General features: G+C 52.7%; 13 protein-coding genes. 6 read left to right on the top strand and 7 right to left on the bottom strand.

Going from position 1 to position 13,917, the window contains the following annotated elements; translation table 11 throughout:
- Nucleotides 1-25 precede the first annotated feature (25 nt).
- Together ABD931_RS07760 and ABD931_RS07755 are read left to right on the top strand one after the other, a co-directional pair.
- Nucleotides 26-583: a DUF3575 domain-containing protein gene (locus ABD931_RS07760; RefSeq protein ID WP_345265644.1), complete on the top strand. Its 558-nt coding sequence runs from the start codon at nucleotides 26-28 to the stop codon at nucleotides 581-583.
- A gap of 9 nt (nucleotides 584-592) precedes the next feature.
- A complete protein-coding gene (locus ABD931_RS07755; RefSeq protein ID WP_345265643.1) occupies nucleotides 593-1,318 on the top strand; it encodes a DUF3575 domain-containing protein in 726 nt (241 codons plus the stop codon).
- 77 nt (nucleotides 1,319-1,395) lie between these two features.
- On the opposite strand, the gene atpH is transcribed toward ABD931_RS07755, so the two are convergent.
- From atpH to ABD931_RS07725, 6 genes are all read right to left on the bottom strand, one after another.
- Nucleotides 1,396-1,935, bottom strand: a complete 540-nt coding sequence (atpH, locus tag ABD931_RS07750) for an ATP synthase F1 subunit delta (protein ID WP_345265641.1) — start codon at nucleotides 1,933-1,935, stop codon at nucleotides 1,396-1,398.
- An 84-nt stretch (nucleotides 1,936-2,019) separates the two neighbouring features.
- Entirely contained in the window at nucleotides 2,020-2,514 is a 495-nt protein-coding gene (locus ABD931_RS07745; RefSeq protein WP_345265639.1) for a F0F1 ATP synthase subunit B, read from the bottom strand.
- A 198-nt stretch (nucleotides 2,515-2,712) separates the two neighbouring features.
- Complete coding sequence (atpE, locus tag ABD931_RS07740) at nucleotides 2,713-2,988, bottom strand: F0F1 ATP synthase subunit C (RefSeq protein WP_345265637.1); 276 nt, start codon at nucleotides 2,986-2,988, stop codon at nucleotides 2,713-2,715.
- Between the two features lie 102 nt (nucleotides 2,989-3,090).
- Nucleotides 3,091-4,182 carry a F0F1 ATP synthase subunit A gene (gene atpB / locus ABD931_RS07735; RefSeq protein ID WP_345265635.1) on the bottom strand — a complete coding sequence of 364 codons (1,092 nt, stop codon included), beginning with the start codon at nucleotides 4,180-4,182 and terminating at the stop codon, nucleotides 3,091-3,093.
- 19 nt (nucleotides 4,183-4,201) lie between these two features.
- Nucleotides 4,202-4,564 (bottom strand): hypothetical protein, encoded by a 363-nt coding sequence (locus ABD931_RS07730; protein WP_345265633.1) that lies wholly within the window; start codon nucleotides 4,562-4,564, stop codon nucleotides 4,202-4,204.
- 4 nt (nucleotides 4,565-4,568) lie between these two features.
- Nucleotides 4,569-4,829 (bottom strand): AtpZ/AtpI family protein, encoded by a 261-nt coding sequence (locus ABD931_RS07725; RefSeq protein ID WP_345265631.1) that lies wholly within the window; start codon nucleotides 4,827-4,829, stop codon nucleotides 4,569-4,571.
- A gap of 200 nt (nucleotides 4,830-5,029) precedes the next feature.
- Here ABD931_RS07725 and porW point away from each other — a divergent pair, with 200 nt between their 5' ends.
- From porW to uvrC, 4 genes are all read left to right on the top strand, one after another.
- Entirely contained in the window at nucleotides 5,030-7,240 is a 2,211-nt protein-coding gene (gene porW, locus ABD931_RS07720) for a type IX secretion system periplasmic lipoprotein PorW/SprE (RefSeq protein ID WP_345265629.1), read from the top strand.
- A gap of 70 nt (nucleotides 7,241-7,310) precedes the next feature.
- Nucleotides 7,311-9,656 carry a penicillin-binding protein 1A gene (locus ABD931_RS07715; RefSeq protein ID WP_345265627.1) on the top strand — a complete coding sequence of 782 codons (2,346 nt, stop codon included), beginning with the start codon at nucleotides 7,311-7,313 and terminating at the stop codon, nucleotides 9,654-9,656.
- Between the two features lie 80 nt (nucleotides 9,657-9,736).
- A complete protein-coding gene (locus tag ABD931_RS07710) occupies nucleotides 9,737-10,867 on the top strand; it encodes a glycerate kinase (protein WP_345265625.1) in 1,131 nt (376 codons plus the stop codon).
- Between the two features lie 42 nt (nucleotides 10,868-10,909).
- A complete protein-coding gene (uvrC, locus tag ABD931_RS07705; protein WP_345265623.1) occupies nucleotides 10,910-12,721 on the top strand; it encodes an excinuclease ABC subunit UvrC in 1,812 nt (603 codons plus the stop codon).
- A gap of 63 nt (nucleotides 12,722-12,784) precedes the next feature.
- Here the strand turns inward: uvrC and porN are convergent, their stop codons facing one another.
- The gene (gene porN / locus ABD931_RS07700; protein WP_345265621.1) at nucleotides 12,785-13,858 is read right to left on the bottom strand and encodes a type IX secretion system ring subunit PorN/GldN; all 1,074 of its coding nucleotides are present in this window, start codon (nucleotides 13,856-13,858) and stop codon (nucleotides 12,785-12,787) included.
- Nucleotides 13,859-13,917: the final 59 nt, after the last annotated feature.

The raw sequence follows: 13,917 nt of genomic DNA, 5'->3' as shown, positions 1-13,917 counted from the left end.
CAGGCATCTCCAAGTTACAACGATTATGGGCGTGAAAAAAGTGAATCACCGACTTATGCTGACCGGGTTGGCTGTTCTCTGTAGTGCAGCTACAGTTCAGGCCCAGTCTGTTTTAAAAGCAAACCTGATCAGCCCTTTCTTCCGGACGGCGAATATCTCCTTCGAGAAAGTGATTAACCAGGATCGAAGCCTGCAGGTCGGCTTTTACTATACCGGACTCCGGTATAAGAACACCCGCTTCAGCGGCTATGGCATTACCCCCGAATACCGCATGTATCTGTCTATCGACCAAAAAGATGCCCCGCACGGATTTTATCTGGCTCCGTTTCTCCGCTACCAGCAGTTCAGCCTGAATCAGGTAGACACCGGTGTCGGCGGCTCATTAACTACCTACGGCGGTGGCGTTACGGGCGGTTACCAGGCTTTGTTCAGCGACCGGATCACCCTCGACGCATTTCTGGGTCCCTCCTACAACAACGGCCGTGTCCGGGCCGATGCCGGTATTGTGCAGTCACCATTCGCCATCAGCATTTTTACCGGCTTACTGGTGCGGGGCGGCTTAACCATTGGCTTAAAACTGTAATTGTATTCTTTGAAGGCGATTCAGGTCACTACCACCTTATCTTTTTCATTTCTCTTACCTGTTTGGCAGGAAAAGACGGTTATTTGCCGTTTACTCAATCCTGCTACCAATTACATGCACACACTTGCATTTGACTTTTCCCCAGATGATCTTAGCCTGAAATTTTATTCACTAACTATCCACATGATGAAAAAGCTAATGAGATCTGCGCTGCTGGCAGCCGGTGTATTGGGGAGTTTGTATACTGCTCATGCACAAAGCCAGACTGTTATCAAGGCTAATATCTTCAGCCCTCTTGTCCGCACCGGCAACTTTGCCATTGAGCGTGCCCTGAACGAGAATCACAGCTTCCAGGTAGGCTTCTACTTTACCGGCTTCAAAGCCGATGGTACCCGTTTTAATGGGATTGGTGTAACTCCGGAATATCGCTTCTATTTGTCTGATTCCAAGGATGCGCCGGCGGGCTTCTACGTCGCTCCGTTCCTCCGGTATCAGAACTTTAAACTGACAAGTGTTGGCAGTGGTGGTGGTGGTACGCTCAGTACGTTTGGTGGTGGCGTTACAGCTGGTTACCAGGTACTACTGAAAGATCGTATAGCCTTTGACTTTTTCCTTGGTCCCTCGTACAACGCAGGTACGGCGAAAGCAAATGACGGTTCTACCGAATCCTTCTCTACGAATTTATTCAGCGGATTTGGCCTGCGCACCGGTATCACCTTCGGTATTGCTTTTTAACGGAACAGTCCGGGCAAACAAAAAGCCGCTACCCGAATAGGTAGCGGCTTTTTGTTTGCCATTTATGCCTGGTTGGCTTAGTGCATAAACTCCAGCCGGATCTCGTTCAACTGGTGGCGAATAGATGCGTCTATCTGCTTATCGCCGATTTGAAGGATATACCCACCAATCAGCCTGGGGTCAACCTTTTCCTCCAGTTGCACGGTCATCCCGGTCGACTTCGCCACTATATTGGTAAACTGCCGGCGGAGTTCGTCCGTTAGCGGTACCGTAGTGATGACCTGTGCCCGCTGAATACCCTTGAGTTCATTATACAACCGGACAAACTCGTCGGCAATGGCATCAATAATACCTTCCCGGTGCTTGCGGGTGATAATCTCAAAAATAGCCATTGTCATCGGGTTCACCCGATTCGCGAAGATAGCCTTCAGCACAGCGTATTTTTTTTCTTTCCGAACAATGGGGTTCTTAAACATCAGCAAAAGCTGACGATTTTGCGCCAGGGTTCGCCGGAAGAACTCCATATCAGCGTATATTTCTTCCGTCAGGCCTTTCTCTTTAGCCAAGTCGATCAGGGACTTGGCATACCGGAACGCTACCGATGATTCTGCTGCCATAACTTTGGGAGTTATGAGTAATGAGTGATGAGTGATGAGTGGGCTGACGCCTGTAACTCATCGCTCATCACTCATTACTCATCGTTAATTAAGATTGCTTTCGGCGACGAGGTTTTGAACAAGCTGCTCCTGGGCTGATTTGTCGCTCAGCTCTTTGCGGAGTACTTTCTCGGCGATGTCCAGGGAGAGGGCAACTACTTCTTTTTTCACCTGGGCCATCATGGCATGGCGCTCGGTGTTCATCGCTTCGCGGGCCTGCTCCAGCATCCGCTGCCCTTCGGCCTGCGCTTTCACGTGGGCGTCGGCTACCATTTTATCGGCGGTTTCTTTGGCACCGCGCAGGATAGCATCGCGCTCGATCCGGGCCTGCGCCAGTAACTTTTCGTTATCCGACTTCAACTGCGCCATTTCGGTCCGCGTTTTCTCGGCCAGATCCAGAGCGCTCTGAATGTTATCTTCACGCTCTTTTAAGCTTTGCGCAATCGGCTTCCACGCAAAGCGGGTAAGCACAAACAACAGAATCAGGAAAACAACTAACTGCCAGAATAAAAGACCAATATCCGGGGTAAGTAAGTCCATGGAAGTATAATAATGCTAAGTGTACGCTGAATGAGTTTACGTCAATCTTTTGCTATTGATCAGCCGTCACAGGCCGGGGTTGGATACGCCCGCCGGCCGGCTAATCCGGTCTGACGGGCGTTTTCCGATGTTTTGGGCATCTGACCAGCGCCTAATGCAGTTGGCCTACCCATGTCGTTTTGCCGACTCGCTGCCTGATTACAGGTTGAACGAAATCAGCAGACAGATTACCGCTGCAAACAGGGCCACGGCTTCGATAAGAGCCGCGATAATCAGCATGGCGGTCTGGATACGACCAGCCGCTTCCGGCTGACGGGCAATACCTTCCATGGCGCTGCCACCGATACGGCCGATACCCAGACCCGCACCGATAGCGGCCAAACCCGCACCGATACCGGCACCCATTACTGCCAGACCTACGCCGTTGTTACTTTCGGCCGCCTGCAACAAGATTGATAGCAACATGGCTAACATGATAGAAAACAGATTTATAGTGAAACAAAAGATTGCTTTTTTCTGGTAGGCAGTCGGCAGAAAAACATCAGCTGCCTACTAAGAACTGCCCACTGCCAACTCTTAGTGGTGCCGCTCCGGCTCCAGACCGGCCTCAAGACCCGATCCGCCACCGTGGTGGTGCTCTTCGATGGCGCTGCCGATATACATCGACGTCAGCAGCGTAAAGATGAATGCCTGCAGGAACGCAACCAGCAATTCGATCAGGTTCATGAAGATGGTAAACGGCGTTACAATCAGACTCACACCCCAGCCGGTACCGGCACCACCCAGGTTGCGGGCAATGAAGATCAGCCCCAGCAAGCTCAGGATAATAATGTGGCCCGCCGTGATGTTGGCAAACAACCGGACCATCAGCGAGAAGGGCTTCATCAGCACGCCCACAATCTCTACCGGAATCATGATCGGCAGCAGGGCTAAAGGCACACCCGTCGGCTTCACCAGGTGCATCCAGTAATCTTTATTGGCGCTGAAGTTGACAATCAGGGCGGTAATAACCGCCAGCGTAAGCGTAACCGCGATGTTACCCGTTACATTGGCCGCACCGGGCAGCAGACCCAGCAGGTTATTCACCAGGATAAAGAAAAACAAGGTGAGCAGGTACGGCAGATAGCGCTCGTACTTGGGTCCCAGGTTCGGCCGGGCAATTTCGTCCCGCACAAACAGGATGATCGGCTCCAGAAACGACTGAAGTCCTTTTGGTGCCCGTCCCTTGTTTTTTTCATATCCGTTCCGGACGGAGAAGAACACCAGCAGCAAAATCAGGGCGCTCAGCAGCAGGGACGCTACGTTTTTGGTGATTGAGAAATCATACACCTTCACGCTTTCGTCGGGCCGGCCGTCGGCACCGGCGCGGTAGATATGGCCGTGCTCCTGAATGTAGCCGTTGTAGGTGTTATCATGGTGAAAATTGGATGAGGAGAACACCTCCACACCCCGATCCTGGGTGTACAGAATAACCGGCAGCGGAATGGTCAGGCCGTGGGCCAGTTCCCACTCGTGGGCATCTTTAATGTGGTGCATAATCATCTCACCAACATTGAAATCTTCGCCTTTGGCGCCTTCTTCGTGGGGGTCTTCGGCCCGTACCGCAGCAAACGTGCTCAGAACCAGGGCAGAAGCGAGGAGAAACTTATGAAACAACGAGCGAATCATATGAAATTGGAGTGCGGTCTTACAAATCGCGTCGCAAGTTACGACTCAAACCGTAGATTTCAAAACCCGTATAACATATATATAGTACAAGAAAGGTCACCACAAAGAGCTGCTTCTGCTCCACCTGCCGGTATAGGTAGAACGCCACAAAGGCAATGCTAAGCAGCAGCCGCACCACAATAGATGCCATGTAAAACTGCACGAATTTTTCACGTTTGTTCTGAAAACCAGCCTCCATCAGCCGGTGCAGCAGGAACGAAACGCTCAGAAAAAAGAGCAGGATAATCTTCCAGGCCGGATGTACCCACCGGGCCTGCATAAACCGTTCGGCTGCGAAAAATACAATTGCCAGCACCGCCGTAAATAACACACTCCGCCACATAGACTCAGGGCTCCTTAGGAAGCTGCTTGATAAAGAGATAGAGCGATGCCCCAATGGAGGTAAGCGACAGGATAATGGTCCAGATCGGATTTTTGTTGCCCTGCCACTCGTCCAGCTTCATGCCCCCCCAGACGCCCAGCCCGATAGTTCCCAGCATCTGAAAGGCAATACTGCTGTAACGGGCATACATCGACGTTTTATCGCGGGCATCGTCAAATTTATCGTTTAAGTCTTTATTCTTCTGATTGCTAGGATCTTCGGCCATGAAACACGTAAGTTGACTGGTAGTTTTCCGTAAAAATCACTAATTTAGCATAATTTCAATACGGGATGCCTGACTTGAAACGTTTACGTTTTGGTGCTGCGAAGGTACCGCCCCAGCGGTAGGTTCCCAAGCTGTAGCGGCATAATTCATCCGAACCAATGCATTGTACCTCTTATAACCGCTCAGGCCGATTACTGGTTTTGGCACTCGCTGTAGCAGGCATGGCCGGCGGTTTGCTATCCTGCTCGCAATACAGTAATAAGCCGCTTAGTAAGGCGTATCATAATCTGACGGCTCATTACAACGCATACATCATTGCCCGGGACCGGCTGAATGAGGCCGAAACGATTCTCTTCAAAACCCGGCAGGATAATTACAATCAGATTCTGCCTATCTTCTTACCGGTCGATTCTGTCGCCAGCCAGCCGGTAAAAGCGCAACTGGATGATGCCATCAAAAAAGCCTCACTGATTGCCGAGCGGCACCAGAACAGCAAGTGGCTCGATAACGCTTTCGTCATCATCGGAAAAGCCCGGTTGCAGAAACAACAGTTCGACGATGCGATGGAGGTCTTTAAATACGTCAATACCCGGGGCACCGATGGAGCCGATAAACACCAGGCACTGATTGGCCTGATGCGGGCGTATATTGCAACTGGCGACTACAGCAACGGCCTGAACGTAGCCGACTACCTGCGGGCGCAGCCACTCAACAAGCAGAACACCCGCGATTATTACCTCACCAAAGCGTACCTGCACCAGAAAAAAGGCGAATACGCCGTGGCAGCCGCGATCCTGGATGCCACCTTCCCGATGCTGAAGAAAAGCGAAAATACCGCCCGCCTTCACCTGATCGCCGGTCAGCTGTACGACGCCGTTAATCAGCCGGCCAAAGCCGCCGAACACTTTTCGGCCGTGTTGCATACCCGCCCTACCTACGATCAGTCATTCTACGCCAATATTTATCTGGTGCAGAGCCAGGGACTCGCCAAAGACGGCAAAAAGGCTGCTCAGGCCACCCACACCTTCAATCGAATGCTGGAAGACCGCAAGAACGCCGATCTGCAGGATAAGATCTACTATACCATGGGGCTGGTAGAGGCCCGCCGGGGTAATATTGACAAGGCGGTAGCGTATTACCGCAAGTCGATCCAAACCACAACCACCAATACCGCCCAGATTCCGTATACGTACCTGGAATTGGGCAAACTCTATTTTGAGCAAAAGAAAGATTATGTGCGGGCACGGATGTATTACGACAGCAGCCTGGCCCTGCTACCGGCGCAAACACCCCAGTATACCGAGGTAACGAACCGCAAAAAACTACTGGACGAGTTTGTAGAGTATTATTCCACCATTCGGACCCAGGACAGCCTGCAGCGGCTGGCGCAAATGAACCCTGCTGCGCTGGATAAGTTTCTGGACGACGTAATTGCCAAACGGGAGCAGCAAAGCCGCAATCAGGCTGCGCTTGCTCAACAGGCAGCAAATCGGTCGGGCAACGCGAACAACGCTCTGGCAACTACCTCCGATCTGCAACCCAACGAGCGTTGGTATCTGTACAATCCGGTACGGATTTCGCAGGGACGGCAGGAGTTTATGCAGCGCTGGGGCAACCGACCCCTTGAAGACAACTGGCGCCGAAGCACCAAAGAAGCTGCCCCCGCCCTGGCCGGCGACAACAATCCGCTGACCGGCGCCAATCCGGCCAATGCCATCAACCCGGCTCCGGCCATAACAACCAACCCCGATCCGAATGCCGGAACAAGTGGACTGACAACATCCACCAAAGCGCAGAAAGATGTATTGTACGCCCAGCTTCCGCTGACGCGGGACGCTATGGAACAATCCAGGTTCAGGATGGAAACGGCTTACTACGGTCTGGGCAAACTCTATAAATTTCAGCTAAACCAGCCGGCCGACGCGGTCAGCACCTTTGAGGAAATGCTAAACCGCTTCCCCAACTCCGGCTATAAGCCCGAAGCTTACTACCTGCTGCACCTGTCAAACGAGCAGCTCGGGCGGGCATCGGGCTGGAAAGAAAAATTGCTGACGGAGTTCCCCAACTCGTCGTACGCCCGGCTGGCCGGCCGGTCGGCCGAGGGAGCACCCTCCGCCAATGCCGAAATCAGAGCCCAGCAGGTCTATACCGATATTTATGCGTTGTATAAAGCGGGCAACTTAACTGAGTCGATGGTGCAGGTGCAATCGGCGCTGACTACCTTTGCCGGTACGCATATCGAAGATAAGCTGGCGTTGTTACGGGTCATGCTCATCGGCCGGGTCGACGGTGCCGATGCCTACCGGCAGGCACTGGCCGAGTTTGTCCGCGACTACCCAACCAGTTCTCTGGTTCCGCACGTAAAAGAACTTCAGTCTGTGGCCGACGGTCCCACGGCAAAACGCAAATGATCTGACCGTAATTTTGTAAACCGACGTGATACACCTGCCGGGCAGGTAATCCTAAAATAGATTGTACAGAATGATTAAATTACAGCCAGGTCTGTATCGGACTATTATCAGAAATCTCTGGAGAGTCACCCTCATTTCCCTGGTTCTGCTTGTTGTTTATGTGTTTGCCGTCAGCTACAATTTCCTGTGGCTTTTCGGTGGCATGCCCAGCCTGAAAGCCCTCGAAAATCCGCAGAGTGAACTGGCCTCGGAAGTGTATACCGAAGACGGTCAGCTTCTGGGTAAGTACTACCTCGAAAACCGCACACCGGTAGAAATCACGCAGGTCTCGCCGAATGTCATCTCAGCCTTGCTGGCTACTGAAGATGCCCGCTTTGCAAAGCATTCCGGCATTGACCCGCGTTCGGTTTTCCGGGCGGTGTTTGGTATTGCCCTGGGCAGCAGCGGCTCCGGCGGGGGTAGTACGCTGACGCAGCAGGTGGCCAAAAACCTGTTTGAGACCCGCAGTGAAAAGTATAAAGGCGTACTCGGTAATATCCCGCTGGTTCGTACGGTCATTGCCAAAACCAAAGAGTGGATTCTGTCGGTCCGGCTCGAACGCAACTATACCAAGCAGGAAATCATGATGATGTACCTGAACACGGTATCGTTCGGCAACAATACGTTCGGGATCAAGACAGCCGCCAAAACCTACTTCAACAAAGAACCCTGGAAACTGGATGTCGAAGAAGCGGCCCTGCTGGTCGGGATGCTGCAAAATCCATCCCGGTATAACCCCCGCCTGTTTGAAGAGCGGGCCCTGCAACGCCGTAATGTGGTGCTGGGGCAGATGCGGAAGTACAACTTTCTGACCGACGAACAGTTTGCGGTATACAAAGAAAAACCGATCAAACTGGACTTTAGTATCGAAAACCAGAATACCGGCATGGCCGCCTACTTCCGGGCTGTTATCAAAGACGATCTGCTGAGGTGGGTCGATGACTACAACGAAAATAACCCGAACGCCGAGCTGGACCTGTATACCAGTGGTCTGAAGATTTACACCACTATTGACTCCCGGCTGCAGGCGTATGCCGAGGCTGCCGTGCTGGAGCACATGCGAACGCAGCAGCGCCTGTTTTATGAACACTGGCGGGGCCGTAATCCGTGGGTGTTCAAAGACAAAAACGGTACCTGGAAAGAGCTGCCCAACTTTATTGAGCAGGTAGCCCGCCGAACCCCTCGCTATGCGCAACTGAAAAAGGAGTTTGGCCATGATGAGCAGGCTATCTGGCGGGAGATGCGGAAGCCCAACAAAATGAAGGTGTTTGTGTATGGGGGCAAGCGCAACGAGAAAGACACAACCATGAGTTCACTGGACTCTATCCGGTACTATAAGCGCCTGCTGAGCACCGGCTTTATGTCTATGGACCCCAACACGGGTTATGTGAAAGCCTGGGTAGGTGGTGTAAACTTTAAGCACATGAAGTTTGACCATGTTCGGCAGGGGCGCCGGCAGCCAGGCTCTACGTTTAAGCCGTTCCTGTACCTGGCGGCATTGGACAAGAACTTTATGACGCCCTGCGACCGCCTGACCGATCAGCCGGTTACTTTCGCCCACGGGGAAGATAACAATGGAGGCCCGGCCTGGACCCCCCAAAATTCGACGGGCCGGTATAGCTACCGGGATCTGTCTTTACGGGAGGCCCTGGGAGAGTCGATCAATTCGATTAGTGCGCAGTTGATCAAAAAAACCAAAGCCCGGTCGGTCGTTGAGTACGCCCGTAAGCTGGGTATCGAGAGCGATTTGCCGGAAAACCCAACGCTGAGCCTGGGCACCGGCGAAGTATCCGTTTACGAGATGGTAGCCGCCTACTGTACGTTTGTGAACGGCGGCCACCGGGTAAAACCACTGACAATCCTGCGGATTACCGACAAGAACGGCAATATCCTGAAAACGTTTTCGCTGGAGGCCAATCAGGTTATCAGCGCCGATAAGGCCTACGAAATGCTGTACCTTATGCGCGGTGCCGTAGAAGAACCGAACGGTACGGCCGGTCGGCTCCGGTTTATGTATAAGCTGCTGGAAGGCGGAAACCAGATTGCCGCCAAAACCGGTACCACCTCCAGCTACTCCGACGCCTGGTTTATGGGCATGACCCAGCACCTGGTATCCGGCCTGTGGGTTGGTGGCGACGACCGCAGTATTCACTTCCGCAGCATTGAGTTTGGGCAGGGTGCCCGCCTGGCCATGCCGGCCTGGGCGCTGTACATGAAAAAGGTCTATGCCGACCCCAGTCTGCCGCGCTATAAACCGGAGCCTTTCCGCAAGCCCAACAATTTCCAGATCGACTGCGGAGGCTACTATATCGACTCTACCCAGAAGTATACCCCACCCAAGGTTGTACCGACGGAAGAAGAGGAGATTTTGAATTAGTGGTTAGTCGATAGTCAATAGTAGGCTGTTCCTAAAACTAACGACTATTGACTATCGACTAATCACTACTCTTAAACCCTATGAAAATCCTCCTTGCCCCCGACAAATTCCGTGGTTCCCTGACCGCCCGGCAGGTGTGCGATGCCATGATGGAAGGTATCAGGCTGGCAGCGCCGGATGCGGATATAGTGGCCCTGCCGCTGGCCGACGGCGGTGAAGGAACGGCCGAAGTGCTGACCGACGCCACCCACGGTTGCTGGCATACCGTTCCGGTGCTCGATCCGCTCGGCCGCGCTATTCAGGCCGGCTTCGGGACATCGGCCGACGGCAAAACCGCCTTTATTGAAATGGCTCAGGCATCGGGCTTACGGCTGCTGGACCCCTCGGAGCACAATCCGTTGCAGACAAGCACCTACGGTACCGGGCAGTTGATTCAGCACGCGGTAGCGCTGGGCGTCACGCATATTGTCCTGGGCATTGGCGGCAGCGCCACCAACGATGCGGGCATGGGGCTGGCCGCTGCGTTAGGCTGGCAGTTTCTCGACCAGAACGGACAGGAACTTATACCCTCCGGAGCTGCTTTGCAACAGATAAAACAGATCAATCCGCCGACCCGATCACCCCTGCCCGATGAGCTAACGGTATCAGTAGCCTGCGATGTTACCAATCCCTTATACGGACTTAACGGGGCAGCCGCTATCTACGGACCGCAGAAGGGCGCTTCGCCGGCAATGGTAGCCGAACTGGATAAGGGCCTGCAACAGATAGCCACCCTGATACAACAGCAGTTTGGCACCGATCTGGCAGAAGTACCCGGTGCTGGTGCTGCGGGCGGTCTGGGGGCCGGTGCCTTATTTTTCCTGAAAGCCGAACTGAAGGAGGGCGTTCGGCTGGTTATGGATGAGGTCCGGTTTGATCAGCACCTCGCCGGTACGGATCTGGTGCTCACCGGCGAAGGAAAAACCGACCGGCAGACCCTGCAGGGCAAACTCCTGAAAGGTATTGCCGACCGTGCCAACGCGGTTGGTATCCCCGTAGTTGCCCTGTGTGGAACGCTGGATCTGACACCGGAAGAAGTAATAGCCACCGGCCTCACAGCCGCCTTCTCCATCCTGAGCCGCCCGCAACCGCTAACCGAAGCGCTTCAAAACGGCTACCGGGATGTGCAGCAGGCAACCTTTCACATCTGCCGCTTGTTTTTACATCGGTAAATCCACCGGTCCTTCGCCGTTCCGGATGTTACCCAGCCGTTTATGTCCGAAGCATTCGATTATAAAAAAGAATTGGCCAAACTGCCCGACGAACCCGGCGTTTACCGGTATTTCAATGCCGAAGGAGAAGTCATTTATGTCGGGAAAGCCAAAAACCTGAAAAACCGGGTCAGCAGCTACTTTACCAAATCCAGTCAGCACGACCGCAAAACGCTGCGGCTGGTCAGCCAGATCCGTAAGATCGAGTTCACCATTGTCCATACCGAATTTGACGCCCTGCTGCTGGAAAACCAGCTGATTAAGCGGTACCAGCCAAAGTATAACATTCTGCTGCGCGATGATAAAACTTACCCATTCATCTGCGTCACCAACGAACGCTTTCCCAGGGTAATCACCACCCGGCGCATCGACCGGAACATAGGAACATTCTATGGCCCTTTTGCCAACCTGCGGCCAATGTATACGGTGCTGGAGATGTTCAGCCAACTGTTTACCATCCGTACCTGCAACTATAACCTGAGCCCGGAGAATGTGGAAGCCGGCAAGTTTAAGGTGTGTCTGGAATACCATATCGGCAACTGCAAAGGCCCCTGCGAAGCCCGGCAGTCAGAAGAGGACTACAATAAGGATATTGAGCAGGTTCATTATATCCTGAAAGGCCACCTGGGACCGGTGCAGAACTACTTTAAGAACAAAATGGTGGAGGCTGCCCAGGAACTGGCGTTTGAGCAGGCGCAGCAGTATAAAGAGAGGCTGGATGTGCTACAGCGCTTCCAGAGCAAATCGACAGTGGTGAATCCCAAGATTGCCGATGCCGATGTGTTTACCATTGCGTCGGACGAGTCGGCGGCTTATATCAACTTTATGAAGGTGGTGAACGGTACTATCATCCAGACCCATACCGTAGAGGTTAAAAAGAAGCTGGATGAGACTGATGCCGACCTGCTGGCCATGCTGATTATCGAATTTCGGGAGCAGTACGGCAGCGAAGCGCGGGAAATTATCACGAACATTCCGCTGGAGATTGACCTGAAAGCCGAGATCACCCTGCCGCAGATTGGCGATAAAAAGAAGCTGCTGGATATGTCGATGAAGAATGTGCTGTACTTCCGACGCGAACGAGCCGAACAATCGGCGGCCGAAGCGACGGCGAACGCCAGCAAAAAAGACCGGGTGCTGATCCGGCTCAAACAGGATCTGCAGTTAAAAACCATTCCCCGGCGGATCGAATGTTTTGATAACTCCAATATTCAGGGAACCAATCCAGTGTCGGCCATGGTCTGCTTTATCGACGGTAAACCTTCGAACAAAGATTACCGTCACTTCTCGATAAAAACGGTTATCGGGCCAAACGACTTCGCCAGTATGCATGAGGTGGTGACCCGCCGGTATACCCGCGTGCTGGAGGAAAACAGCGAACTGCCGGACCTGATTGTAATAGACGGTGGTAAAGGGCAGCTCAGTGCCGCCTGTGATGCCTTGAAAGAACTGGATCTGTATGGCAAGATACCCATCATTGGCATTGCCAAGCGGCTGGAGGAAATTTACTTTCCCGAAGACAGCCTGCCGCTGTACATCGATAAAAAATCAGAGTCACTGAAGCTGATCCAGCGTATCCGCGACGAAGCCCACCGCTTTGCCATCACCTACCACCGCGACAAGCGCAGCCGCAACAGCCTGATTAGTGAACTGGAAAATATTGAAGGCATCGGTAAAGTGACGGCCACTAAATTGCTGAAGTACTTTAAGGGCGTCAAGAAGATCCGGGAGGCTCCGGTAGAAGAAATAGCCGATATAGTAGGTGCTGATAAAGCGCAAAAAATTAAGCAATACTTTGAAGCCATAGCCCTGTAAGCATTGGTTTACAACAAAAAAGGCAGCTTTCGGGCTGCCTTTTTTGTTGGTATCAGGATGCTATTAGTATTCCCACAGACCGTGCTCCATTTCCATCAGGTCATGTTCGATCTGGTACGAACGTAGCAGACCTTCCTTATCGCCAAACATACCAATCAAATCCTTATCTTCCGGATTTGACACTTTGGTAATCCGGCCGTAGAACAACCGCAGGTCAAAGGCATCGGCCAGATTCTTGTGCTGCGCCTGATTCTGGGGGTTATACCAGATAAACTTCTTCGGGTCGCTGCGGAACAGTTTCTCCAGATCCTTGTATTTGAACGAAGCTACCGGAACTTCCAGACCGGCCGGGTTTTTATCAGCGGGTAAATACAACGTTACCGTTTGAATATCGTAATACAAGCGTGAGCGTTTGCGGTCAAAAACCCAGTCTTCCTTAATTTCCAGAATGTTCAGGTCACGGGCAAAATACTCGTCACCCTGAATAGCGGGAGCCTGAGTAACAGCAGTCGTTGCTTCGGGTTTTGCCTCTACCGGCTGCGTTGATTTAGCCCCCTTCTTACCCTTAGCATTCTTAGCAGTGGCCGTTGACTTTTTAGGAGCCGGCGTTCCCCAGCCGTCGTCAACGGGTCCTGTGGTCGCCTTTTTCAGCGAAGGAGTACCCCAACCGTCATCAACCGGCGGCTTTTTAGCGGCATTTTTATCTTTCGGAGCATCACCCCAGCCGTCATTGGCTTTAGCGCCCTCCTGACCAAAACCGGCCGCAATTTCTTCCGCCGACAGACCACCACCCGTATTGGGCATAATGATCTTCTGCTGGAATTTCTCCGGCGTCATTTTAGTCTTCACCGAATCATTCTCATAAGCATCCAGCAGACCCGCTTTCACGGCTTCCATCAGATACTTCGACATTTCATTATTCTTCGAAAACATCGATTGATTCTGCTTCTCCTTCAGGTCGATCCGACGCCAAAGAGTTTTCTTCATCATGATGTCCTGGTCGTTGATCGGCCGAACCGACAGATCATTCGCGCTGCTGGTAGGTTTCTCCTGCGCCATCACGCTTCCACTGGCCACAGCCAGCATCGCAACGGCTACGGCACCCACAGAAAACCGCACTGTTTTCGTCTGTTTCATTGTCAATTCAGTCTCTTTATTCGTGCAATGTATTAACGAATCTGCTGCCTGTTTAGTGC

It is taken from the genome of Nibrella viscosa, assembly GCF_039541875.1.
GTDB lineage: Bacteria > Bacteroidota > Bacteroidia > Cytophagales > Spirosomataceae > Nibrella > Nibrella viscosa.
The sequence above is the reverse complement of the archived record's forward strand: the minus strand, read 5'-3'. Positions and strand labels throughout refer to the sequence as shown.